Origin of the sequence: Myxococcus faecalis, assembly GCF_050039385.1 — a bacterium.
Lineage (GTDB): Bacteria > Myxococcota > Myxococcia > Myxococcales > Myxococcaceae > Myxococcus > Myxococcus fulvus.
In genome coordinates, this window is record NZ_CP144336.1 from 1,499,674 (window position 1) to 1,525,281 (window position 25,608).

A 25,608-nucleotide genomic window follows, 5' to 3' on the forward strand; every position below is an offset into this window, starting at 1 on the left:
CATGAAGGGCGATTTCAGCCGGAACACCTTCCGGCCCGCGAAGCACTACTCCACCGTGCGGATGCAGCAGGGACGCGTCCAGCTGGACGCCGACTGGAACGAGCACGTCGACCTCCAGCAGTACCTGGACCAGACGACGCGCCGGGACGTCATCGGCCACAGCGGGACACCCCAGGAGCCCGGCACGCCCGCCGAGCAGACGGGGTTCGCCCTCTTCACGCAGGGCACCCGCCCCTTCGTGCGCGCCGGGCACTACTACGTGGAGGGCATCCTCTGCGAGAACGAGCAGGCGGTGGCGCTGGACGCGCAGCCGGACCTGCCCGGCTTCACGCTGCCGGTGGCGAACGGGCGCTACCTGGCCTTCCTCGACGTGTGGCAGCGCCACGTCACCGCGCTGGAGGACCCGGAGCTGCGCGAGGTGGCGCTGGGCGGCCCGGACTCCGCCACGCGCACCCGCACGGTGTGGCAGGTGCGGCTGCTGCGGCTCACGGGAACGAACGCCTCGGGGCCCATCGAGGGGGTGCCCTGCCACACCTTCGGCACCCCGGAGTGGCTGCCCGACGAGCTGACCAGCACCGGCACGCTCGCGGCGCGCGGCGAGCCCGAGCAGGCCAGCGACAACCCGTGCATCGTCGCGGCCGAGGCGGGCTACCGCCGGCTGGAGAACCAGCTCTACCGGGTGGAGGTGCACCGCGGCAACACTGGCGGCGGCACGGCCACCTTCAAGTGGTCGCGCGACAACGGCATCCTCTTCACCCAGGTGGAGTCGGTGGATGTCCTCAACCGGCGCATGGTGGTGACCGAGCCGGGCAAGGACGGCTACCGGCGCTTCCAGCCCAACCAGTGGCTGGAGCTGACCACCGAGGAGCGCGTGCTGCGCGGCGAGCCCGGTGAGCTCATCCGCGTGGAGGCGATGACGGGCAACCGCATCACCATCGACGCGGCGACGTGGCCGGCCACGCTGCCCTCCGGCGCGCTCACCGTGCGCGGCTGGGACAACGTGGGTCCCGCGGGCGCGCTGGACATCGTCCCCGCTCCGGCGGACCCGTCCTTGGGGTGGACCTCGCTGGAGAGCGGCGTGCAGGTGCGCTTCACCGCGGGCCGCTACCGCACGGGCGACTACTGGCTCATCCCCGCGCGCACGGTGACGCGCAACGTGCTGTGGCCCCAGGACGGAGGGCTGCCCGCCTCCGAGCCCGCCCACGGCATCCGTCACCACTACTGCGCGCTGGCCGTGCTGGAGCGCAACTCCGACGGCTGGCACGTGCACGACTGCCGCAACCTGTTCCCCCCGCTCACCGAGCACAAGACGCTGGTGTACGCGGGCGGCGACGGCCAGGAGGTGCTGCCCGCCCGTCCGCCCGCGCCGCCCAGCCGGCTCGCCAGGCCCCTGCGCGCGGGCGTGTTCAACGGGCGGCTTCCCGTGGTGGGCGCGCGCGTCCAGTTCAGCGTGGTGCTGTCCGAGGGCCAGGGCACCGTCGCGGACGTCCACCTGCCGGACGACGCGCAGACGACGATTGTCGTCTACACCGATGCCAGCGGCATCGCGGAGGTCTTCTGGACGCCGGCCATCGACGGCTGGCAGACGGTGAACGACCCCCGGAACAGCCAGGTGGTCGAGGCCCGGCTGCTGGACCACGGGAACGAGGCCATCCACGCGCCGCTGCGCTACTTCGCGAGCCTCAGCGTCGCATCCAAGGTGGCGTACGACCCGGACGACGCGCAGGAGATCCTCAACGACACGCACACCGTCCAGGAGGCGCTGGATACGCTGAGCCGGCAACGGGTGCTCACGTACGAGGGCGGTGACGGCCAGGAGGTGCTCCCCGGCGAGCGGCTGCCGCACCCGCTGCGCGTGGGCGTGGCCCGTCACCAGCGCCGCGCGGCGAACCAGTCGGTCCGCTTCCGGGTGCTCAGCGGCGCCGGCGGCCAGTACACCGGCGTGCGACTGGCCGGCTCGAGCAACCCGTGGACGGAGAGCATCGTCGTCACCACCGGCGACGACGGCCTCGCCCTGGTGGAGTGGCTGCCCAACCCCAACGACGTCACCCAGCAGGTGGAGGCGCGGCTCCTGGTGTCCGAGGGCGGCCCGCTCGTCGAGGCCCACCTGCCCCTGGTGTTCACCGCGCGCCTGAGCCTGGCGAACCGGGTGGCCTACCAGTCCGGCGGGTGCCAGACGCTGCTGAACGCGGACACGGTGCAGGAGGCGCTGGACACGCTGTGCCGCCAGCGCACGTTCCTGTACCTGGGCGGAGACGGCCAGGAGGGCGCGCCGCTGCAGGAGCTGCCCACGCCGCTCATGGTGGCGGTGATGCAGGGCGAAAACCCGGTCGCCAACGCGCTCGTGCACTTCCGCATCCTCCAGGTCGCCGATGGCGCCAGCCTCCGCCCCGCCGAGGGAACAGGCACGCCCGGCGCGTCGCTGCTGGTGCGCACCAACACACAGGGCATCGCCGCCGCGCTCTGGACGCTGTCGAACGCGCCGACGCAGCGGGTGTCCGCCCAGCTGGTGGAGGACGCCCAGACGCCCACGCGGGTGCCGCCCATCCTGTTCAACGCGCGCTCCACCGTCTCCGTCGCGGCCGAGCCCTCGGTCAAGGTCACCCGCGTGGAGATGGCCACCAACGCCCAACTCGCCATCGAGAACGACAGCGTCGTGGAGTTCGAGCCCTTCGTCACGCTGGCCCAGGGCATCCGCATCATCTGCTCCGAGGAGCTGGCGCCGCTCATGTCGCCCGCGGGTGCGCCGCTGCCGCTCCCCCGCCCCGTCGTGTCGTTGTCGGTGGAGATCAACTACCCGCTGACCACCCACGACTCGACGTGGTGGCGCGAGCAGATGGGCCGGCTGGTGGGCATCGTCGGTCATCAGACCTTCGAGCTGCGCGGCGAGGCGCGCATCTTCGGCTCGGACATCGTCTGGATTCCCTCGCTGGAGTCCTACCGGTGGCTGGGTCATCTGCGCAACTACGACACCGAGGACCGCGCCAATCCCCGCCTGCTCGTGAAGCTGCGCATCCGGGGCGGATACGTCCACTCGCGCGACGGCAGCCGCGTCCTGGATGGCGAGGTGATTTCGCGCTCGCTGGCGCAGCGCTTCGCCGCCGGCCTCCCCAACCGGGGTGACGGCCGGCAGGGCGGAGACTTCGAGCTGTGGTTCTGGATTCGCAGCTTCACCTTCTCGCCGCCGGGCATCGCCCCGGGGACGCTCGGCCCGCGCACGCTCATCGCGTCCAGCACCGTGACGTCCGCGCTGGAGCAGCCGTGGGGGCTGGCGCGGGACGCGAAGCGGCAGGAGCTGCTCGTGGCGGACACCGGCGCCAACGCCGTGGCGCGCCTGAGCCTGGAGAACCACGCCGCGGTGGGGAAGCTCGAGGAGGGCCTGGAGCAGCCCACGGCCCTGGTGCTGGACGCGCGGCGCGACGAACTCTACGTCGCCAACGCGGGCGGCGACTCGGTGGACGTCTTCCGCCATGACGACCAGGGCGGCTTCCAGCCCGCGCGCGTGCTCGCCGGGAAGAAGACGGGGCTGAGCGGTCCGCTGGGCCTGGCGCTCGACGCGGAGCACCAGCGCCTCTTCGTCGCCGGCTCGGGCAAAGGCCAGGCGACGGGGCTGACGACCGGGCCCAAGGGAGGACGCGGCGCGTACCTCGCCCTCTTCGACGCGCAGGCCCAGGGCGACACGGCGCCGCGCGCGCGGTGGACGGGCGAGCAGCTCAAGCTCAACCGGGCCGCGGGGCTCGCGTGGGACGCGGTCCACGAGGAGCTCTACGTCGCGGATTACGGCGCGGACGCGGTGGCCGTGTACTCACTGGCGTCGCTGCTGGACACCAAGGCGACCGCCGTGAAGCCCCTGCGCGTGCTCCAGGGCAAGGCGACGGGGCTGTCCCAGCCCACGGGCGTCTCGCTGGATGCCTCCGGCGAGGAGCTGTGGGTGGCCAACGCGCGCACCAACAGCATCACCGTGTACGCGCGGGACGCGGCCGGGAACACGGCGCCGCTGCGCACGGTGGAGGCGCCCTCGGAGTCGGGCAAGAGCCTGCGGGCCGTGCTGCCCTGAACGCGAGAAGGGCCCGGAGCCGAGTCCCCGGGCCCTTCGTGACGACGGAGCGTCGCCTCAGCGCGCGCGGGGCATCGCGGCCTTCAGCTCGGCGAGGCCTCGGCGCAGCTCCGCCAGCTCCGCCTTCAGCGCGTCCACCTCCGCGTCGCGCTCGCGCAGCTGCCGGGTGCGCCGCTCCAGCGCCTGGATGGCGACCATGTTGACGCCGTCGATGTCGAGCATGCCGATGCTGGTGTCATCCGTGCCCAGCCCGAAGGCGGCGCGGAAGTCCTGCGCCACCGGCCCCACGTGCCGCACGCCGCTCGCCTCTTCCTTGTAGCGCCAGCTCTCCACGGGGAGCCGCGCCACCTTCTCCAGGAGCAGCTCGCCGTCCACCGTGCGGAAGTCCTCCTTCTGGTTCCGGTCGGAGGTGCAGGAGAACACGCCGGAGCCCGCGGGCAGGTTGCACCCCGTGCTCGCCGTGGCGTTGGTGCGCAACTGGATGCCACCGGAGGCACGCACCAGGAACTGGTGCTCGGCGGTGTTGGAGATGACGTTGGTAGACGACTGGTCCGCCCAGATGAACGAGCCCTTGAAGCCTCCCGACGAGGCCCGCTGTCCCATGGCCGTGCTGTAGTCCGCGTTCGCGTCGACGCGGTACCCCAGCGCGACGGAGCCCTGCCCCGTCGCGTTGTTGGTGTAGCCCATCGCCACCGAGGTGAAGCCGCTCGCCGTGGTCGCCGCGCCGCTGGCGAAGCTCGCCGAGCCCGTCGCCTGGTTCGACGAGCCGAAGCACGTCGCGACCACACCGGAGGCGACACACACATCACCGAACGCGAAGGAGCCATACGCGCTCGCGCGGCTGTTGGCCCCGCCCGCCCAGGAGTACACCCCCACGTTGCTGTCGTCCCACTCCGCGGCGGTCGCCGTGCCCGCGCGGAACGCGCCCTTCGAGGGAGCCCACATCAGGCGCAGGCCCTTTCCACTCGCGGGGAACGCGCCCTGCTCCAGCTCGCCCCGCGCCACCAGCCCACCGGCCGAGTCGACGGAGAAGAGCGGCAACGCGGTCCAGGCCGGCGTGGTGCTCGTGTTCGTCACGCGCAAGAGCGGCACGGGCGCGGCGACGGCCGCCGCCGCGTCGACGAAGTGTCCCGCCGTCGTGGTGGCGCTGCCCGTCAGCGACAGCGAGGCCTGCTGCGGCTCGGTCCCGTTCTGGATGTAGCTGGTGCTCCCGGGCAGCGGCGCGCGCGCGTCCGTGAGCCGCGAGTCATTGCCCTCCGTCACCGTGCCCGGCCCCGCGCCGTACACCACGCTGACGACGTCACCGTCGTCCAGCCGCAACCCCGAGCCCACCTCCCAGCTCTTCGCGGGCGGCGCATCGTCCCCACAGCCCACGGCGCTCAACGCCAGGGCTCCCAGCGTGGCACACAGCATTCGCGTCTTCATGTCGTCTCCTGGCTCACGGCGGCTGGCCGGCGGCTGAACGCGCTCGGCCTGAAGCCTTCGCCAGGGTGTCACTTTTTCCCGGCGCGCTCACCGGGCGACCGGACGCACCGGCGGCACGCAGCGGTTCACGCTGTACGGCCGGACCCGGGCGCACCACTCGGGCTGTCCCGATGAATTCCAGGAGATATCGAGGTCCGATGAATCACCGTTTTCAACCTCACCGGCCCAGGTCTCCAGCAGCTTCGCGCCCTCCTTCGGGCTCCAGCGATACAGCTCGATGGGCGCCTCACCGCGCGTCCCCGACACGATGAACGCCAGCGAGTCACCCGGGCCACAGGACAGCCGGGGCACGGCCCGGAGCCCCCGGTGCAACACGGCGCGCTGGACGGCCGCGCCCTCCGCGAACCACACGGCCTCCAGCGTGGTGCCCAGCAAGCCCTGGGAGCTTCCGAAGTCCGCCAGGGGCGAGGACACCACCAGCCTGGAGTCACCACACCACTCGCGCTTCGAGGTGTGCGGCGGGAGGCGGAGCATGACGTCCCCGGAGCGCAGGTCCACCAGGGCGCTGGAGCCAGCCAGTTGCACGACGAGGGCCCGCGTGGCGCTGGGGTTCGCCTCGACGAAGGTAACCTGCTCGAAGCGGATCTCGCCCGCGCGCAGCACGGAGTCCGCGCGACAGGAGTTGTTCTCCCAGTCGAGCCACTCGCACGAGCGCTGGTGCGTGAGCTCCGCGGGGCCCACCTTCTCGATGCGTGGGGCTTCCTGGCGCCGACAAGCGCCCATCGTCAGGAGCAACAGCACGAACAGCGCGGAGCGCATATGGCCTCGAGGAGCCCGGAGAGCAAAGGAGTCTAGCAGGCCCTCGCCCGCCCTCGCCCCCGAGGCTCCCACCTCGAAGAGAGAGGATGACGCGCCGGGTCCTCCGCGTTGCCTACTTCATGCGCGTCCATGAAGACACCCCGCAGCCCGCCTCCAGCCAGCCGTCTCCAGCGAGCGGTGTCACCCCGGACGTCCAGGCCATCGCTCGAATCGACGCCGTCAAGACGGTCCTGCGAGTGCTCCTTCAGACCACCGGCCTGCGGCTGGCCGTCGTGGCCCGCGTCACCGCGCAGGAGTGGCGCTGCTGCGCGGTGCTGGACGAGATGAGCTTCGGCCTCAAGCCGGGCGACACGCTCGCCATCTCGACGACGTTCTGCAACACGGTGCGCACCTCGGCCACCCCGCTGCTCGTCAACCACGCCAGCCAGGAGCCCCGCTTCGCGGGCCACCCCGCGCCCAGGCTCTATGGCGTGGAGAGCTACATCGCCGTGCCGCTGTACCGCAGGGATGGGGCCTTCTTCGGCGTCATGTGCGCGCTGGACTCCAACCCGGCCGCGCTCCCCCAGGACAAGCTGGAGGTCTTCCGACACCTGGGCGACCTCATCGGCCATCAGCTCGAGAACCAGGACGCGCTGGACCGCAGCGCGGCCCAGCTCTTCGACGAGAAGGAGGCGGCCCTGCTGCGCGAGCAGCTCATCGGCATCGTCAGCCACGACCTGCGCAACCCCCTCAACGCCATCCTCATGTCCGCCGCGACGCTGGTGCGCCGCACGGACCTGGACGAGCGGGCGCGCCGGGCGGTGCGGCGCATCGTCGACTCGGCGGACCGCGCGCAGCGGCTCATCCGGGACCTGCTCGACTTCACCCAGGCGCGCATGGGCCAGGTGCTGCCCGTCGACCGTCAGCCCATGGACCTGCACGAGCTGACCTGTCAGGTCGTCGAGGAGGTCCAGGCCGTCGCGCCGGAGCGCGTGCTGGAGGTCCGGACGAAGGGCCACGGCCAGGGGACCTGGGACGCGGACCGCATCGCCCAGGTGCTGCACAACCTGCTCGCCAACGCCATGCAGTACAGCCCCTCGGGCGCGCGCATCCAGGTGTCGAGCGAGGCGCATGACGGGGAGCTGGTCCTGCGGGTGCACAACGACGGGCCCCCCATCCCGCAGGAGGTGCTCCCCACCCTCTTCGAGCCCATGAAGCGCGGCACCACGAACGGCGCGGAGCGGCGCAGCGTGGGCCTGGGCCTGTTCATCGTGGACCAGATTGCCCGGGCCCATGGAGGGAGCGTCGAGGTGGCGTCCACGCAAGCGGAGGGCACGACCTTCAGCGTCCATCTTCCGCGGCGCGGATGACGGCGCGCGCGCGTGGAGTATAAGTCGCCGGATGGACGGCCTCCCGTCTCCCACCGCGCGCGACTGCGTCGACCCCTGGCGTCTTCCCCTCTTCTGCCTGGCCGCCGCCGTGGTGCTGGCGCTGACGCTCCAGCTCAGCAACGGCACGCTGCTGGACACGTCCCTGCGAGGCCTCACGCTGGCGCTGGGCCTGGCGCTGCTGGCCGTCGTCGGCCCCGGCGGCTCGCGCCCGTGGACGTGGGGTGAGGCGGCGCTCGCGCTGGGCCTGGGCGTCGGGCTGCTCCTGCAGCTCCAGGTGCTCCTCACCGACTACCCGTCGTCCGCGCTCAGGCTCCAGGGGCCCTGGCCCTTCGCGCTCTTCCACGAGCGGCTGGCGGCCGCGGCGCTCATCAGTGGCGCGCTGCTCGCGGGTCCGGACTGGCTGCGCAAGGTCGGCGTGCCCGCGCTCCTCGGGGTGTACCTGCTCTTGGGGCTCTGGATTCTTCGCCACGCGCCCTCGCCCCACATCGACGTGCTCGTGTTCCAGGTGCAGGGCGCGGACGAGCTCCTGCGCGGCCAGAACCCGTACGCGATGACGTTCCCCAACATCTACGGCCATGGACACTGGTACGGCGAGGGGCTCGTGCGGGACGGACGGCTGCTGTTCGGCTTCCCCTACCCGCCCCTGAGCCTGATGTTCGCCACCCTGGGCCGCGCGCTGGCGACGGACCCGCGCCACGCGCAGCTCGTGGCCACCGCGCTCGCCGCCGGCCTCATGGCCTGGACGCGGGGTGGTCGTCTGGGCGCGGGCGCCGCGGCGCTGTACCTGCTCACGCCGCGCGGCTTCTTCGTGCTGGAGCAGTCCTGGACGGAGCCCTTCCTCGTGCTGCTGCTGTCGGCCACGGTCTTCTGCGCCGTGCGCTTCCCTCGCGCGCTGCCGTACGTCTTCGGCCTGACGCTCGCCATCAAGCAGCACACGGTGTTCCTGCTGCCGCTGGCGCTGCTGCTCCTGCCCGAGCCTCGCCAGCAGCTCTGGGGCTTCTTGTGGCGTGCCGCCGCCACCGCGCTGGCCGTCAGCCTCCCCATCGCCCTGCCGGACCCGAAGGCGTTCTTCCACAGCGTGGTGGCGCTGCACATCCACCAGCCGTTCCGCGTCGACTCGCTGAGCTACCTGGCCGCGTGGGTGGCCAAGGGTCATCCCACCCCACCCCTCTGGATTCCCTTCGCCGCCGTGGCCGCCGCGCTGGGCTTGAGCCTGTGGCGCGCGCCCCGCACCCCCGCGGGCTTCGCCGCCGCCACCGCGCTCACCTACGCCACCTTCTTCGCCTTCAACAAACAGGCGTTCTGCAACTACTACTACTTCGTCGTGGCCACCCTCTGTCTGGCGGTGGCCGCCACGCGCCTGCCCTCGGCCCCCACGCCCGCCCGGTGACAGTTTCCCACGCGGCCGGTGTTCCAGGCCCCGGACGCGGGCCCCAGGCCCGGGGGAGACATGGACATGTGGATGCGCGCGGCGGTGGTGCTGCTCATGGCGGGCTGGGTGACGGGGTGTGACGTCCACGAGCGCGGCAACGGCGACACCGTGACGGAGGCCCGGAGCGCCGAGGGCTTCGAGGCCGTGGCGTACGAGGGCCACCTGGACGTGCGCGTGCGCGAGGGCGCCACCTCCTCCGTGGAGGTGACGCTGGACTCCAACCTCCAGGACAACGTGCGCGCCTTCGTCCAGTCCGACGGGACGCTGCGCATCGAGACGGACGGCCACCTGGACCCCCAGGGCCCCGCGCATGTGGACGTCACCCTGCCGCGCCTGACCGGCGCCTCGCTCTCCGGCTCCGGCCAGGTGCGGGTGGACGGCTTCGTGGGCCAGCAGTCCGAGCACGTGCGCCTGCGCGCCCAGGGCTCCGGAAGGCTCAGCTACTGCGGCGCGGCCCGCGTGCTGGAGGCCCACCTGGACGGCTCCGGGGAGCTGAAGGTGTGCATGCCGGAGTCGGGGGTCGCCCAGTCGGTGGCGCTGCACCTGTCCGGCTCCGGGGCCCTGTCCTGGTCGGGCGCCGCCGACACCGTGCGGGTGACGAGCGAGGGCTCCGGGAAGACGCGGCTTTCGGGCCATGCCGAGCGGCTGGACATCCGCCTGTCGGGCAGCGGCGACCTGGAGGCCCGGGCCCTCGGGGCCGTCCACCTGGATGTCCGGCTGGAGGGCTCCGGGGACGTGGAGGCCCGCGTCGAGGGGGGCAGCGTGAAGGTCTCCCTCGAGGGCTCCGGGGACGTGGAGCTCTGGGGGAGCGCCTCCCTGCGGGACATCGACGTGGACGGCGGCGGTCGGGTCATCTGGCACTGACGCCCGGCCGTCCCCCCTCCATCCAGGGAGGGCCCGCGAGCGGTCCTTTCTTCGAGGCCCCCTGCCGGGATATGCACCGACGGCCATGAAGGACGCTGAGACAACCTCGCCCGCGCTCGACGCCGCCCCGCCCCCCGAAGCCCCCGCCTCGCTCGACGAGGTCCGTCGGTGCACCCGCCTCCTGGAGGCCATGGCCGAGGACCGCATCCTCCTGGCCAGGCTGCCCGAGGAGGACAAGCGCGCCCTGCTCATCGCCGCCGGCCGCATCGTCATGCCGGACCGCACCGCGAAGTCCCGCCTGGAGAAGGCCCTGCGGCGCGAGAAGCGCCACGACAAGCAGACCAAGGACCGGGAGGTGCGCGCCAGCACCCGCATCCGCACGATGCGCCGCGCCCCCGTCTTCAACGCGCCCCTGCTTCCGGCCGGCGAGGTCCCCGTCGAGGAGGGCCCCGAGCGGCTCCTGGAGACGCCGCGCAAGTGCTACGTGTGCAAGGCGGAGTACCGCAAGCTGCACTTCTTCTACGACGCGATGTGCATCGAGTGCGCGGACTTCAACTACGCCAAGCGCACCCAACGCGCGCCCTTGTCCGGCAAGGTCGCGCTCATCACCGGCGCGCGGGTGAAGATTGGCTTCCAGGCGTCGCTGATGCTGCTGCGCTCGGGCGCCACCGTCATCGCCACCACGCGCTTCCCCCAGGACTCGGCGCGGCGCTACATGCTGGAGCCGGACTTCGCGGAGTGGTCCCACCGGCTGCACATCCACGGGCTGGATCTGCGCCACGCGCCCAGCGTGGAGATTTTCGCCCGGCACATCGAGCAGACGCACTCGCGGCTGGACATCCTCATCAACAACGCGGCGCAGACGGTGCGCCGGCCGCCGGGCTTCTACGCCCACCTGCTCGACGGGGAGCTGCGCCGGTTCGAGGAGCTGCCCGAGGCGGCCCGCCCGCTGCTCGCCAGCCACCGGGCCTGCCTCACCGAGCTGAACCCCGTCCTGGGCGCGGGCGGCACGGAGCCCTCCGCGATGACCACCTCGTGGAGCAGCAACGACCCGGCGCTGGGCATCCACTCCTCCGCCGCGCTGTCGCTCCTGCCGTACGCGCTGGAGAACGAGGGTGACACCAGCGCCCTGTTCCCCCAGGGCCGGTTGGACGCGGACGAGCAGCAGGTGGACCTGCGCGACATGAACTCGTGGCGGATGAAGCTCGCGGATGTGTCCACGGCGGAGATGCTGGAGGTGCACCTGGTGAACGCGGTGGCGCCCTTCATCCTCTGCGGCAAGCTCAAGCCGCTGATGACCCGCGACCGCACCACGCCGGGCCACATCGTCAACGTGTCCGCCATGGAGGGCAGCTTCTCGCGCGGGACGAAGACGGACCGCCACCCGCACACCAACATGGCCAAGGCCGCGCTGAACATGATGACGCTGACGTCCGCGGCGGACTACGCCAAGGACCGCATCTACATGAACGCGGTGGACACCGGCTGGGTCACCGACGAGGACCCGGCCGTGTTCTCCCAGCGCAAGGTGGAGGACCTGGACTTCCAGCCGCCCCTGGACATCGTCGACGGCGCGGCGCGCATCATCGACCCCATCACCACCGCCGAGAACACCGGCGACTACTCCTGGGGCAACTTCTTCAAGGACTACCGCCTCACCAACTGGTGAGGCGGGTCCTCAGGGCAGCGCGCGGCGGTACATCAGGTCCGTGCGCACCACGTACTTGAGGCCGCCCGTCACCGTCGCGCCCTCGTGGTACAGGTGGTGGTTGAAGACGAGCCCCATCCCCCGACGGGGCGTCACCGAGCGCCCCAGGTCCAGGAAGTTCGTCGCGCCGCCCTCGGCCCCGTCGTTCAGGTACACCAGGTACGTCAGCAGGCTGCGCTCGTTCCTGTCGCGCACGAAGGCGCCGTCGTAGTGCGGCGCGAAGTACTCCCCCGCCTCGTAGCGGTAGCAGCGCAGCCGCTCGTTGGCGCCGCACAGCTCCCAGGTGCGCTCCAGCCTGCGCGGCACGCGGGTGAGGACGCGCTGGTGCAGCAGGTCCGCCAGCGCCGGGTCATCGAACATCACCCGGGAGTTGTTGCGGAGGTCGGGGCGCATCACCATGCCCTGCGACGTGGTGACGGGCGCGGCCGAGGGCCCCAGCGCCTCGATTCGCTCCACCAGCTCCTGGCACTCGTGCTCGTTGAGGAGGTCCTCGAGGGTGAGGACCAGCGGATTGGCTTCCCCCAGCGCACGGTCCGGGTCCGGCAGCAGCGGCGACATGCCCGCCATCCAAGCGCCCTTCCCACGCGTTGACCAGGGAAACGAGGCGCCGGAACAACCCCGCCCGCGGAGGAGCCACACTCCCCAGGATGACTCCTCCGCGAGCGTCCCTACAGCCCTCCGCTGACGTAGCTGGAGGGCGCGTCCACGTGGAAGACGAGCTCCAAGGTCCTCGTCTCCGCGGGCGCGAGCGCCACCTGCCAGGTGGCGATGCCGTCGTCCTTCGTCAGTGCCAGGCCCGCCGTCGACTCCGGCGCCACCTCCACCTTCACGTCGTCCAGCTCGGAGACGGGGATGTGCTCGGACAGCACCACCTTCTCCTCGCGCTGACGCAGGTTGGTGAGCTGGAAGCGGTAGGCGTAGCGGAAGCGCTGCTTGCCCCCGAAGAGCCCCCGCGGGCGCTTCACCTCCTCCACCGTCGTGCGTGTCACGCGAAGGGCCTCCTCGATGCCGAAGGTGAGCTCGAAGGGGAGCCCGCTCGCCACGCGCTCCAGCCGCTGACGTCCCAGGAAGCCCGTGCCCCGGAAGAGGCTGACCTCACCCGGCAACAGCGGGAAGGACGTGGTGTTGGCCAGCCGCGCCACGCGGAAGACCACCGGGTGCAGCTTGGGCACCGTGCGCCACGAGAACTCCGCGGGCAGGCGGTGACGCCCCAGCACCACGCGCACCGCCACGCCGTCCCCAGGCACCCGCGCCGCCTCCTCGGCCTCCCACTGCACGGACACGCCTTGGGACACCGCCCGCGGGCCCTCGCCGGAGGCCGCCTCCCCCTCGACGCCGCCCTCCACGGATTGCCGCGCCTCCTGACGCGCCGTCAGCACCTGGCGCTCCTTGGGCTGCTTCAGCGCCCGGACGAGCAGCGGCGCCACCTCCGGCGGCGTGGCGTTCTTGCGAGGCAGCGCCGTGGAGAGCACGAGCTTCGCGCCCGACCAGTCCTCGCCCGTCTGCTGGCGCACCGTGGCGAGCGCCGTCAGCTCCACCGTGCCCGAGGCCTCATCCGCGCGCGCCTCGTAGCTCGGCTCCCAGGAGCTGCCGCCCACCAGATACGTCAGCGACACCCGGGCCTTCTTCCCCTCGGGACACGACAGGCGCACCTCCACCCGGTACTCGGCGCGGGCGGCCTCGGTGCTCAGCCGCGAGAGCTGCGCGGAGACCTCGTCGCGGCGCTGCTTCAGCGCGCGGCGCTTCTCCGCCAGCTCCCACGACTCCCTCACCGCGCGCATCCGCACCGACAACGCCGCGTCGAACGCCGAGGCCCACGCGCGCGTGTCCGGCTTGCGGCCCGTCAGCTCCCGCGTGACGTGGTCCACGGCCACGTCCGTGTAGCCCTCCGACAGCCGCTCCAGCCCCGTCACCCGCGCGAGCGCCGCGTCCAGCGTGAGCTCCTCCTGGGTCAGCGCGTCCCACCGCGCCCTCCACTCGCGGCGCTCCGCGGAGAGCTGCTGCTCGAGCGTCTGGCGCTCGGCGGTGAGGCCCTCCAGGTCCGCGCCAGGGGCCCGCGCCCGGAAGCTCTCGCGCGAGGCGGCCTCCGGCACCTGCTCGAAGACGGCGGTGGTGGGGCCACGGCACGTCACGTCCTGGGTGCGCGTGACGTGGGCCCGGTCCGGATAGACGACGACGGAGGACACCTGGGGCGCGGCGGCGAGCACCAGGAGGGACAAGGGGAACAAGGTCATGGTGGCTCCTCGCGGCTACTGGGTGAGCTTCCAGTTCTGGGGGCGCTTCAGGCGGTACTCGAAGGTGAGCGTCTTCTTGCTGGAGGCGGGAATCACCACGTCCCAGCGCAGCACCCCCGTCTTGGGGTCCTGGCTCGCCACGGGCTCGGTGCGCACGAGCGTCGCCTCCACGTCGCCACCCCAGCCCAGGGGCCACTGGTCCACCACGTGCGTCTGCATCGCGAAGGGATAGGGGTTGGAGACCTCCAGCGTGACTTCGTACGTGTTGAGGTCGTCCTTGGAGATGAAGCCCTCCTTTGATTGCACCAGCCGGACGTCGCGCGCGGTGCGCACGGCCGGGTCCATGCCCAGGGGCAGCGTGAAGGGCTCGCCCGGGACGATGAGCGGCAGCGACGCGGTGCCGGACGGGTCGTCTCCCACGAAGAGCGAGGCGGTGCCTCCGGGCAGCGCGCTTCGCGACGGACTCTTCAGCCGCGCCACCAGGTACGCCTCCGACGCCAGCGCGGGGAAGACGCGGCGCTCCACCTGCACGGGCCATGACTCCAGGAGCAGCGGGATGGTGCGCTCGCCCTGCCCGCTGGGCACCGTCTCCGAGCGCGGCGCGGTGAAGGCCAGGTCGTGGCCTCCCGCGAGCGACGCCGGCAGCTGCGAGTCCAGCGCCGGACGACGCCAGCCCGGAGGCGGCGCCAGCCCCACGTAGCGGTCCACGACGGGCTCCGGCCGCCAGTTGGACATGGGCGCGCCATGCAGCGAGAAGCCCACCCCGGTGTGGGTGCTGCCCACGTCGACGGTGGGCGGCGCGCCCACGATTTCGACGACCTCGCCCAGGCTCTCCGGGAGCAGCTCCACGTTCATCCGGACGGTGCGCTGCATCCACACCTGGATGTCCGCGCGCGCGTACGGCTTGAACTGCTCCTTCTCGAACCGGAGCGTGTAGACGCCGGGCGGCAGGGGCGGGAGCCGGTAGTTCCCCTGCGCGTCGGTCACGGTGGTCTCCTCCCCCGGCAGGCTCGGCGAGGTGGCGGTGACGACGACGTCGCCCACGGGAGTTCGCGACTGGGCATCGATGACGTTGCCCAGGACGAAGGCATCACCGCCCGGTGCGACGCGCGCGGTCGGCGAAGGACGGGAAGACTCCGGCTCCGGGCTCCGGGACTCGGTCGGCGTCGGCGCCGGCCTCGACGCCTGGGCCACCTGCTGCGGGGCACGCGGCGCGCCCTTCCCCTGGGCTCGCGTCTCGAGCTCGCGGCGCAGCAGCGCCACCACGTCCAGCGGGGCCACGGGCCGGGGCAGCGGCGGCGGCTCGCTCGGGAGCTCGTCGGTCCTGCGCGCCGTGGGGATGAAGCGCTCGGCGGTGCCCAGCCTCCACGTGGTCAGCTTCGGCAGCGCGGTGAAGGTGGACGGCAGCGCGGTGCTGAGCGTGAGGCGGGCCTGGGTCCAGTCCTCGCCCGTCTCCTGGCTGACGCGTCCGGAGAAGGCCACCTGCACCCGCTGCTGCGCCGGGTTCAGCTGGAGCTCGTAGCGCGGGTACCAGCGCGCCTGCTGGAGCACCACATAGGACAGGCGCACCTTCGCGGCGCCCGAGCCGGTGAGGGCCACCCGCACCTCGAAGCCCCGGGGCGAGGGCAGCGCCCCCAGGCGGCCCGCCTCCACCTGCCGGGCGTCCAGCTCGTTTCGCAGGACCTGCATGCGCGCCTCCAGCTCCCGCATCCGCACCTCGCGCTTCGTGCGCAGGTCGACGAGGAACGCGGCGGCCTGGCTCCAGCCCCCGGGCGCCAGCGCTCCGCTCGCGTCGTCGGCGTCCGCACCCGGCCCCTTCGGCTGGATGCGGCCGAGCGCGGCGACCTGGCGCTGGTTGGCCACGTGCTCCGCGTTGACGCGGGAGAGCTCGTCCCCCAGCCGGTCCAACGTCGAAAGCAACGCGGTGGCCTCCGCGACGGGGAACGGCGCCGGCTGGGCCGCGCGCACCTCCACGGACGCGACGCGGGCCCCTTCCGCCTCCACCTGGATGGAGTCCGGGTCCACCGCCTCCGGCAACAGGGGCAGCTCCAGCCGCTCGGTGCCGGAGACCTGGAGGGAGGCGGTCCGCACCACCCGCGCCCGGTCGCTGTAGACGGTGACGTCGGTGATGGGAGCCTCGGTGGAGGCGTGCAGCAGCTGACTGACGGCCCAACCCAGTCCAAGAAGGAGCATGCGGCCAAGGTACGTGTCCGGCTGTGCTCACATCTTCACGAAGTCATCACGGCGCCCGCACGATTGTCTCAGCCCCGGACGCCTCGGGTGGCACGCTGGCCTCCGGACCGACGCCTCATCGAAAGGAAGTCATGCAGCTCATCACCAGCGCGAGTCAGGGAGCCAAGGTGCGGTTGGAGAAGCTCTCCACCACGCCTCCGAAGCACGAACAGAAGGTCGACGCGAAGGCGGAGTTCGAGGCCCTGGGCGAGGAGCTGTTCGACCTCCAGGACCTGATGTGGGGCTCGCGGCTCAACTCGGTGCTCATCGTCCTGCAGGGCCGCGACACCGCGGGCAAGGACGGCACCATCAAGCACGTGGTGGGCAGCCTCAACCCCCGGGGCGTCTCCGTCGCGTCGTTCGCGGCGCCCACGCTGGAGGAGCGCGAGCACGACTTCCTCTGGCGCATTCACCGCCACACCCCGCGCCTGGGCGAGTTCTCCATCTTCAACCGCTCCCACTACGAGGACGTGCTCGCCGTGCGCGTGCACGAGCTGGCGCCCCCGTCCCTCTGGAAGGAGCGCTACGGCCACATCCAGGACTTCGAGGAGATGCTCGCCGAGCACGGCACCATCGTCCTGAAGTTCTTCCTCCACATCAGCCAGCAGGAGCAGGAGCAGCGCCTGATGGACCGGGAGAAGGAGCCGCGCAAGGCGTGGAAGATCAGCGCCGGTGACTGGGAGGACCGCAAGCTCTGGGCGGACTACACCCGGGCCTACCAGGACGTCTTCGCGCGCACCTCCACGAAGCAGGCGCCCTGGTGCATCGTCCCCTCCGACGCCAAGTGGTACCGCAACCTCGTCGTGGCCCGCGCCGTGGTGGCCGCGCTCAAGCCACACCGCGAGCGCTGGCAGGCGCGGCTGGACGCGCTGGGCGCGGAGAAGAAGGCCGAGCTCAAGGCGTGGCGCCGCAAGCGCTGAAGCCCCGCTGGGAGGCCCGCACGGCCACGCACGCCACGTCGCCTCGCCGGGCCGCTCCGATGTCCGCCGCCACGCGACACCGCGACACTCAACGACACGCCTGTCACCTGGTTCACGGGTCGGGTGCGACAAGCCCCCTTGCTCCAGGCGCCAGACCGACATCGTGCCTTCCATGCGCTCCGACGGCTTCCGCCCAGGGGACATCCCCCGGGAAGCCCGTCGGTGAGCGATTGGAATGGAGCGAGACATGGAGTTCAGTCGAAGGGCCACGACGTGGCGCGCGCTGGGCGCGGTGTTGCTGTGCACCGTCCTCGGTGCTTGTGGTGCGAATCCCCAGGACGAAGAGACGCTGGAAGGCGAGTCGGAGACGCCACTCGAGGACGCCCAGTCCGAAGAGAGCGCGGAGCTGGCGGTGGTGGACCCGTACGCGGACGCGGCCACGCCCAGCGGCCTCAACGTCGTCCTCAACCCCAACAACGCCGTGGGCGCCCCCGACGGCCAGCGCGCCACCGTGCTCTCCATCCTCGGCGGCTCGCTGCTCCTGGACATGGGCCAGGGTGAGGAGGGCCGCGGGCCCCTGCGCATCCACTACGGCGGCCTGACGCTGACCGTGCTGTTCACGGTGGACTTCCTGAGCGCCGACCGCACCGTCATCGCCACCGGTCAGGCGAACCTCATCCAACTGGGCGTGGGCCGCTTCTCCGTGGACGTCCCCTACTCCAATGCCACCCCGTACCGCTACGTGCGCCTCAACCGCGCCCTGGCGGGCCTCTACCTCATCGACGCCGTCGAGACGACCGGCCCCCTGTGCGGCGATGGCCGCGTGGGCACCGGCGAGTCATGTGACGACGGCAACCGCACGGCGAACGACGGCTGTAGCACCATCTGTCAGGTGGAGCCCGGCTACACCTGCCAGGGCAGCCCCAGCGTCTGCACCGACGTCAACGAGTGCACCAACGGCACCTCGCAGTGCTCCGTCAACGCCACCTGCACCAACACGCCCGGCAGCTACACCTGCACGTGCAAGGCGGGCTACTCCGGCAACGGCCGCACCTGCAACGACGTCAACGAGTGCACCAACGGCACCTCGCAGTGCTCCCCCAACGCCACCTGCACCAACACGCCCGGCAGCTACACCTGCGCATGCAAGGCGGGCTACTCCGGCAACGGCCGCACCTGCAACGACATCAACGAGTGCACCAACGGCACCTCGCAGTGCTCCGTCAACGCCACCTGCTCCAACACCCAGGGCAGCTACAACTGCACCTGCAAGGCGGGCTACTCCGGCAACGGCCGCACCTGCAATGACATCAACGAGTGCACCAACGGCACCTCGCAGTGCTCCGTCAACGCCACCTGCTCCAACACCCAGGGCAGCTACAACTGCACCTGCAAGGCGGGCTACTCCGGCAACGGCCGCACCTGCAACGACATCAACGAGTGCACCAACGGCACCTCGCAGTGCTCCCCCAACGCCACCTGCTCCAACACCCAGGGCAGCTACAACTGCACCTGCAAGGCGGGCTACTCCGGCAACGGCCGCACCTGCACGGACATCAACGAGTGCACCAACGGCACGCACACGTGCACGCCCGGGCAGCGGTGCGTGAACCAGCCGGGCGGCTTCGACTGCATCCCGGGCAGCTGCCCGCCGCCGCAGGTGAAGTGCGGCTCCTCGTGCGTGAACGCGAACACCGACCCGACGAACTGCGGCTGCTGCGGCAACACGTGCGGCGCGGGGAAGACGTGCACCAACGGCGTCTGTGGGGCCCGCGCGCCCCTCGGCACGCCCCTGGGCGTCACGGCGAGCTGGGAGCGGGCGCAGGACCAGGACCTCATCGTCCGCACGCCCAACGGCGAGCTGCTCGCGTACGGTCCCGCCAAGGCGGGCGCGCTGGCCCCGTCCGGCCCGGAGGGCACGCCCCCGAGCGGCACCTACTTCATCTGCCTGAAGAGCACGAGCTTCGAGGCGTCCCCCACGGACGACACGCCCGTGCCCTACTCGCTCACCGTGAAGCGCCAGGGCCAGGCCGACCACGTGCTGCGCGGCGTGTTCCTCGGCGCCGACGCGGATTCCCTGTGCGGCGCGGACCACCCGTCCCTCATCGAGGCCATCACCTACCCCTGAGGCCGTGCCGGGATGACCTCCGGGCGCGCGGGCCGACAGCTCGCCGCGCGCCCGGTGACTCGAGGCCCCGTCACCCGTCGTGACAGGGCCTCGCGAGCGCCCGGTGGCTCATCGCCGCCGGGCCTCGCGGAACACCTCGGTGAGGCGCTGCATCTCCGCCTCCACCGCCGGAGTGGTGGCCTCCCCGAGCCGGGGCGTGGTGACGACGAACAGGCCCTTGCCGCCGTCCACCCACTCCACGCGCTCCGGTGGCAGCCGCGCGAGCACCGCGCGGTCGAACTGCTCCACGTGCCCCCGGCCCAGGAAATTCGCCCAGAAGACGCCCGCGAACAGGGGCCGCAGCGTCACCGCGGAGTCGTACTCGCCGGTCTCCAGCGCCTCGTAGCGCGCCAGAGGATGGATGGCGGCGAACTCCGTGGTGTCGGGCGAGTGGGCCGCGTGGAAGGCGGCGAGCAGCAGCGCGGAGCCCGCCTCGTCCTCGTACGCCGCGCCGTCGAACTGGAAGACGAAGGTGTTGAGCCCCGCCACCCGCCCCTCGTCGGCGACGAAGCGCGAGATGCCCACCGTGAGCGTCCACGGCGAAGGCGTGCTCCCCCAGGCCTTGAGGAACGGGTGCTTCTCCTTCTTCGGAATCTCCGCCATCACCCGCGCGCCCACGCCAGGCCCCTGGAGCTTCACCGCGCGGCGCGTGGCGTCCTCGTCCCAGCCGCACACCCCCTCCACCGTCCCCACCAGCCCCGCCTCGGCGAGCGCGTCGATGAAGGCCGCCGGCGCGCGCCGGTCATTCCAGTCATGGTGCTGCGAGCTGGCGGTCCACTTCACCTCGGCCATGGCGTGTCCTCGCTAGAGCTTCGTCAGCACGTTGGGCTGCTTCACATACCAGACGGTGATGCCGCGCGCCTTGAGCGCCGAGTTCAGCTTCGCGGCCTCCTCGGTCGGGAACAGGTAGTTCAGCGACTTCACCTCGGCGCCGGAGCTGTTGCCCTTCGTGCCGAGGAAGGAGAGGTAGTCGTCCACCTGGCCGGGCGGCACCTTGTCGGTGAGCTGGTGCTTGACCTCCCACAGCTCGCCCTTGTCCGCGAAGAAGCGGTCCGCGGTGCGGCGCTTGCCTCCGGGGACGGTGAAGGTCTCGCGCGTGAAGGCCTTGCCGGCGAACTCCTGCAGGTGGGTGCGCGCGAAGGCCTCGAACATGGGGCCCTTGAGGGCGGCGCCCTGGCGCGGGTCCGCCTTCACCACCGCCTCCACGATTTTGTTGAACGCGCCGATGTCTCCACCCGTCTTCGACGGCACCACCAGCGTGAGGTAGCGGGTGAACGTCTGATACGCCGTCTTCGGGTTGAGCTTGTCCGCGTCGGTCATGAAGTCGACCAGCTTCGCCAGGTCCAGGTCCGTCAGGTCCGCCTTGCGGATGAGCTCCATCAGCGCCGGGTACTCGTCGAGGTACTTCTTGATCTTCCCGATGTTCAAATCCTTGGGCAGCGCGACGAGCACGCTCTCCGGCGTGGTGAGCTTCTTCGCGCCGGTGGCGCCCTTGGCGGCCAGCTCCGCCAGGTACTTCTGGATGGCGCCCAGGTCCACCTTGCACGGCGAGGCGCAGCCAAGCACGCGCGCCTTGGCCACGTCGCTCAGCTCGCTGAAGCGCTCGATGGCCCACTGGGGCAGCCGCTTGAGCCGCTCGAGCGCCTCCGCGGAGAGGTTCTGCAGGAGGTGGCCGGGCACCTTGAGCACCCGCACGGCCCAGTCGCGCGCCGTGGTGAGCGCCTTCATGCCCTTGCGCAGGGACTCGGCCTCCTTGAGCCCCTTGGCGGCCTCTCCGGCCTTCTCCAGGAACTTCGCCGCGCGCGGCATCTTGGCGAGGAACTGGGCGAACTTGCCCGCCTTGCCCGCGCCCTTGAGCGCCGTGAGCGCGCCGCCGCTGAAGAACAGCATCACGATCTCCGCCAGCGCGTAGCCGGTAATCCAGCCCCGGAAGTGCCAGCGCTTGAGGAGGCTCGGGTCGTTCCACTTCTTGTCCAGCGCGTCGAGCCCCGCGGACACCAGCTGCTTGAAGTCGAGCTTGGACAGGTCGCTGAAGAAGCCCCGGATGTCGGAGAGCAGGTTGCCGGTGACCAGGCTCCACACCAGCTTGCCCGCGAGCTTCGCCAGGTCCACCAGGCCCACCAGCGTGTCCCAGAGCGACTCGAGCACGCCGTGCAGCAGCCCCGCCACGAAGGCGATGGAGCCGGCCAGGAACTCACCGATGGCGGTGATGACGTTCTTGACCTTCTGGTAGGCCTCGTAGGTGATGGAGCCCGAGGAGACCTGGCCCTTGAGCGTCTTGGCGAACTCGACGCCCGGTATCCATATCTGCGAGCCCGCGTGCGTCTGGGTGGTGTCCCAGTCCCCCTCCGGGTCCGGCTTGAAGATGCCCTTGCGGCCGCGCTCCGCGTTGACGAACACCAGCACGTTGACGAAGAAGCGCTCGTCCTGGCCCCACTTCGTCGCGTCGGACTTGTAGAAGCGTTTGACGATGTCGAGCGCCGTCTCGCCGGACGCGATGCGGTACAGCCTCGCCTCCGGGTCGGGCATGTCCACGGTGACATGCGACTTGGCCACGTAGCCGAAGCGGCCATCCACCAGCATCACGAAGTACCAGCCGCCGGACTGCTCGCGGCTGACGAACATGCGGGTGTTCTGCGGGAGCCGCTCCAGCGGGGCCGAGCCGGTGTCGGGCGAGGCGCGCAGGTTGACGCCCTCCTCGGCGGCGACGAGCCCGTTCTTGTTGACGGGGGTGCCCGACTGGGTCGGCGGCACGTCCGACGTCGTCTGGGTGGGCGGAGGCGTGGGAGGCGCCGGCGGTGAGGGCACCGTGTACTTCGACGCGGGCGCGGGAGAGAAATCCCGGGCCACGCCCAGGCGGTGGCGCCCGGGCTCGCGCGTCGCGCCGTCCGCCATCACCGCGTCCGCCATGGACTCGGCCTCGCGCTCGGAGGCGTCCCCTGGGGAGGTCACCGACAGCCCCCCGGTGGCGAAGCGGGCCAGCCGGGCGCCGGAGGTGGCGCGGCCTCCGGTCTGCTGCAGCACGTGCGTCAGCTCATGCGCGAGCAGCCGACGTCCCGCTTGGGTGGAAGGTGAGTACGCGCCCTCCTGGAAGGCGATGTCGCTGCCCACCGTGTACGCGCGAGCCTGGAGCGCGCGCGCCGAGTCCGCCGCCCTCGCGTCGATGTGGATGCGCACGCCCCCCAGGTCCTGGCCGAAGCGCGGCTCGAAGAAGGCGCGCGCGGACGACTCCAGGGGCTGCCCGGAGCCAAGCCCGCGGGCGACGTGCGCGGACACATTCTCGGAAGGCCCCGCGCTGGAGACACCGGGCTGCGCGGCCCGGGCCACCTCCTCCTTCTTCTTGTCGCAGGACGAGCAGGAGCAGGAGCCCCCCGCGCACGCGACGCGCTGCACGCTGGGGGTGAGCGGGAGCCGGCTGAAGTCGAACCGGACGCCCGGCGCCGTGGCTCCGGGCTCGGCCACGGCGTCGGCCGAGACCGCCTGCCTCGCGACCGACGCGAGCGGACGCGACGCGGGGGTGGCGCCCCGTGTCTCGGACGAATGACTCGCATGAACCCGAGCCGCACTGCGTCGCATGGCTCCCCCCTGGTCTGGAGGCGCGAGTGTACGCGAGGGCGCGTCACATCGACGAGGGACACAGCGGGCTACATCTGGACCTCCGCGTCGCATCGGCGCGGGACGTCAAGAATGGCCTCGACGTCTACATTCACCCACGGTCCGCATTTCTTTGAGCGCACGTGCGGGTTCATGGTCGGCTCCCGCGCGCAAACCTCATCCAAGGAGTGGTCGACCATGAAGCGCATCCTGACGCTCGTGCGCGCCGTCTTCGCCCTGGGCTGCTCGGGGTCCGTGGGCGAGCGGTTCTGCAAGCCCAATACCCAGGCGTGCAATTGAGGTCGGCCGCGTAGCACGCGGCAACCCCAGTCATCGCGGCCTCAGGGCCCCCGGCGGCGCGGCAGCCACACCTTGAAGCAGGTGCCGCGCTCGTTGGAGAACACCTCGATGCTGCCGCCATGTCCCAGGACGATCTGCCGGGAGATGTAGAGGCCCAGGCCGATGCTGCCCTGGCCGGCGCGCGCCTCCGGCCCGCGGCGATAGGGCTCGAACAGCGTGGGCAGCAGCCCCGCCGCGATGGGCCTGCCCACGTTGTGGACCTCCAGGAGCACACCGTCCCCGGCCTCGCGCAGGTGGACGCGGACACACGAGTCCGGAGCGCTGTGCTGGAGCGCGTTGCCCACCAGGTTGGAGACCACCTGGGCCAGCCGGTCCGCGTCCGCCTCCAGCCGCCCGTCCCCCCGCAGCTCCACCTGGATGTCGCGCCGCGGGTGCGCGAGCAGCACCTCGTCCACCACCTTGCGCGCCAGCACATGCAGGTCCATGGCGCACGGCCGGATGGGGATGCGCTCCCCCGCTCTCGCCTGGGTGAAGTCCAGCAGGTCTCGAATCAAGCGCGAGGCCCGCTGCGTCGCCTCCATGATGCGCTCCAGCCCCTTCACGCCCCCCTCCGGCAGGGTGCCCTTGCGCAACAACGACGTCGCCGTCAGCTGGATGGCATGCAAGGGGTTGCGCAAGTCATGGCTGACGATGGCCACCACGTCCTCGCGCACGCGCACCGCGTCCCGGGCCTCGCGGTACAGCCGCGCGTTCTCGATGGCCACCGCCGCGCGGTCCGCCACGCCCCGGGCCAGCTCCACCAGCGCCTCCATCTCCAGCGAGTCATGCGGCCGCGTCCACACCAGGTGGATGAGCCCGAGCGCGCGCCCGCGTGACACCACGGGCACCAGCGCCGCGGAGCGCGCCCCCAGCGCCTCCAGCAAGGCCCGGTGCGCCGCGTCGCTGGAGACCGAGTCGAGGAACCGGGAGGTCACCTCCGGCACGACGATGGGCTGCGCCAACGCCAGCGCTCGCGCCAGCGGGCCGTCCTCCTCCGTCCGGGGCGCGAACGCCAGGAGCTTCCGGATGAGGTCCTGTCGCTCGGGCTCCCTCGCGGCCGCCTCCTGTCGGACGAGCCGGCCGCTCGCCTCCAGCAGGTCCACCACGCAGTAGTCGGAGACGTGCTCCACGACCAGGCCCGCGAAGGCGCCCAGCGTGGTCTCCAGGTCCAACGAGCCCGCGAGCACCCGCCCCGCCTCCAGCAGGAAGTCCCTCGCCGTCTCGCTCTGCTTCTTCGCGGTGATGTCGCGCGCCACGTTGGCGAACCCGCGCAAGCGGCCCGCCTCGTCGCGCACGGCGGCGATGTCCAGGTCCGCCCAGAAGCACGAGCCGTCCCGCCGCTTTCGTCGCAGCTCTCCCCGGAAGTGACCGCCGTCCGCCACTTCGCGCAGCAGCCGCTGGGGCTCTCCCCGGGTCACCTGCTCCTCGGGCGCGAAGAGCGCGTAGTGCCGCCCGAGCACCTCCTGCTCCTGCCATCCGGTGAGCCGCTCGGCGCCCGCGTTCCAGCTCACCACGCGGCCCTCCGGGTCCAGCAGGAGGATGGCGTAGTCCTCCACCGCGTCCATCAACAGGCGGAAGCGCTCCTCGCTCTCGCGCAGCGCCTCGTGGGTGCGGCGCGCGTCGGTGATGTCCGTGGAGATGCCGCAGATGATGGGCCCCTCCGCGCCCACGGTGGGCAGCGGGAACTTCATCGCGAACCAGGTGCGCACGCCCTGGACGCCGGGGATGTGCTCATCCTCCGTCACGGGCCGAAGCGACTGTCGCACCCGCTCGTCGTGCTCCCGGTTGCGCCGCGCCACGGCGGCGGGGAACAGGTCGAAGTCCGTCTTGCCGAGCACGCTGGAGCGCGACCTCCCCAGCGCCTCCTCGAAGCTCCGGTTGACCAGCACGAAGCGCCCTTGCGCGTCCTTGGCGAAGATGACCGGAGGCGCGTGGTCGATGATGGCCTGCAGCCACCCCTCGCTCCTCGAGGCCACCGAGCTCGACGCCAGGCGCCCCACCGCGTCCGTGCTCGCCGCATGGAAGACCGCGGCCAGCATGCGCTGCTGTCGCGGCGTGGCCGTCACCCCCGCCTCCTCCATCAACTCGAGCAGGCAGTCGTGCAGCAGGCCGTACTCCTGGACGACCCCGCAGGCCTCCAGGCCGTGGCAGGCATGCCAGCGCTCCGCCTGTCCGGCTCGCAAGTACCGGAGCACCTCGGCCGAGGGAGGGAGCGCGTCGTCCTGGAGCGCCCGGGCGAGCGCCGCCAGGAGCACCGGCAGCACCTCCTCGAGCCCGCTCTGGACGAGCCCGGCTCGCTCGCGTCGAAGCCCATGACGCGTCCGCAGGACGGGCCCCCACCGCGCCAGCAAGCCTCCCCATGAGAGGGAGACATCCTCCTCGAGCGCCAAGGCTCGGCTCCTTTCCGGCCGACGGACGCGGACGGTGACGCCCCGGGCAGCCCCTCG

Annotated in this window: 15 protein-coding genes; 7 read left to right on the forward strand and 8 right to left on the reverse strand. The window is 71.6% G+C overall.

Annotation, left to right across the window (positions count from 1 at the left end):
• Position 1 precedes the first annotated feature (1 nt).
• On the forward strand, positions 2-4,057 hold the full coding sequence (locus VZQ01_RS05695) for a DUF6519 domain-containing protein (RefSeq protein WP_426747086.1): 4,056 nt from the start codon (positions 2-4) through the stop codon (positions 4,055-4,057).
• A gap of 57 nt (positions 4,058-4,114) precedes the next feature.
• Here the strand turns inward: VZQ01_RS05695 and VZQ01_RS05700 are convergent, their stop codons facing one another.
• Both VZQ01_RS05700 and VZQ01_RS05705 read right to left on the reverse strand, forming a co-directional pair.
• Positions 4,115-5,482 (reverse strand): tail fiber domain-containing protein, encoded by a 1,368-nt coding sequence (locus VZQ01_RS05700; protein ID WP_426747087.1) that lies wholly within the window; start codon positions 5,480-5,482, stop codon positions 4,115-4,117.
• Between the two features lie 87 nt (positions 5,483-5,569).
• A complete protein-coding gene (locus VZQ01_RS05705; protein WP_426747088.1) occupies positions 5,570-6,301 on the reverse strand; it encodes a hypothetical protein in 732 nt (243 codons plus the stop codon).
• An 86-nt stretch (positions 6,302-6,387) separates the two neighbouring features.
• Between VZQ01_RS05705 and VZQ01_RS05710 the strand changes: the two genes are divergently transcribed.
• From VZQ01_RS05710 to VZQ01_RS05725, 4 genes are all read left to right on the forward strand, one after another.
• Entirely contained in the window at positions 6,388-7,650 is a 1,263-nt protein-coding gene (locus VZQ01_RS05710; protein WP_267697024.1) for a GAF domain-containing sensor histidine kinase, read from the forward strand.
• A gap of 31 nt (positions 7,651-7,681) precedes the next feature.
• Positions 7,682-9,061 carry a hypothetical protein gene (locus tag VZQ01_RS05715; RefSeq protein ID WP_426747089.1) on the forward strand — a complete coding sequence of 460 codons (1,380 nt, stop codon included), beginning with the start codon at positions 7,682-7,684 and terminating at the stop codon, positions 9,059-9,061.
• A gap of 60 nt (positions 9,062-9,121) precedes the next feature.
• Positions 9,122-9,967: a head GIN domain-containing protein gene (locus VZQ01_RS05720; protein ID WP_267697026.1), complete on the forward strand. Its 846-nt coding sequence runs from the start codon at positions 9,122-9,124 to the stop codon at positions 9,965-9,967.
• An 85-nt stretch (positions 9,968-10,052) separates the two neighbouring features.
• Entirely contained in the window at positions 10,053-11,636 is a 1,584-nt protein-coding gene (locus VZQ01_RS05725) for an SDR family NAD(P)-dependent oxidoreductase (RefSeq protein WP_426747090.1), read from the forward strand.
• Positions 11,637-11,645: 9 nt separating this feature from the next.
• On the opposite strand, the gene VZQ01_RS05730 is transcribed toward VZQ01_RS05725, so the two are convergent.
• The 3 genes from VZQ01_RS05730 to VZQ01_RS05740 form a co-directional block, all read right to left on the reverse strand.
• The gene (locus VZQ01_RS05730; RefSeq protein WP_426747091.1) at positions 11,646-12,233 is read right to left on the reverse strand and encodes a prolyl hydroxylase family protein; all 588 of its coding nucleotides are present in this window, start codon (positions 12,231-12,233) and stop codon (positions 11,646-11,648) included.
• A 110-nt stretch (positions 12,234-12,343) separates the two neighbouring features.
• Positions 12,344-13,909, reverse strand: coding sequence for a mucoidy inhibitor MuiA family protein (locus VZQ01_RS05735; RefSeq protein WP_426747092.1), 1,566 nt, complete (start codon positions 13,907-13,909; stop codon positions 12,344-12,346).
• 15 nt (positions 13,910-13,924) lie between these two features.
• Entirely contained in the window at positions 13,925-16,102 is a 2,178-nt protein-coding gene (locus VZQ01_RS05740; RefSeq protein WP_223751487.1) for a mucoidy inhibitor MuiA family protein, read from the reverse strand.
• Between the two features lie 131 nt (positions 16,103-16,233).
• Between VZQ01_RS05740 and VZQ01_RS05745 the strand changes: the two genes are divergently transcribed.
• Together VZQ01_RS05745 and VZQ01_RS05750 are read left to right on the forward strand one after the other, a co-directional pair.
• A complete protein-coding gene (locus VZQ01_RS05745) occupies positions 16,234-17,061 on the forward strand; it encodes a polyphosphate kinase 2 family protein (RefSeq protein WP_223751486.1) in 828 nt (275 codons plus the stop codon).
• A 247-nt stretch (positions 17,062-17,308) separates the two neighbouring features.
• Complete coding sequence (locus VZQ01_RS05750; RefSeq protein WP_426747093.1) at positions 17,309-19,189, forward strand: EGF domain-containing protein; 1,881 nt, start codon at positions 17,309-17,311, stop codon at positions 19,187-19,189.
• Positions 19,190-19,297: 108 nt separating this feature from the next.
• Here VZQ01_RS05750 and VZQ01_RS05755 read toward each other — a convergent pair whose 3' ends face one another.
• The 3 genes from VZQ01_RS05755 to VZQ01_RS05765 form a co-directional block, all read right to left on the reverse strand.
• Positions 19,298-20,020, reverse strand: a complete 723-nt coding sequence (locus VZQ01_RS05755) for a hypothetical protein (protein WP_426747094.1) — start codon at positions 20,018-20,020, stop codon at positions 19,298-19,300.
• Positions 20,021-20,032: 12 nt separating this feature from the next.
• Positions 20,033-22,690: an eCIS core domain-containing protein gene (locus VZQ01_RS05760; protein ID WP_426747095.1), complete on the reverse strand. Its 2,658-nt coding sequence runs from the start codon at positions 22,688-22,690 to the stop codon at positions 20,033-20,035.
• 473 nt (positions 22,691-23,163) lie between these two features.
• Positions 23,164-25,551, reverse strand: a complete 2,388-nt coding sequence (locus tag VZQ01_RS05765) for a sensor histidine kinase (protein WP_426747096.1) — start codon at positions 25,549-25,551, stop codon at positions 23,164-23,166.
• Between the last annotated feature and the right edge of the window lie 57 nt (positions 25,552-25,608).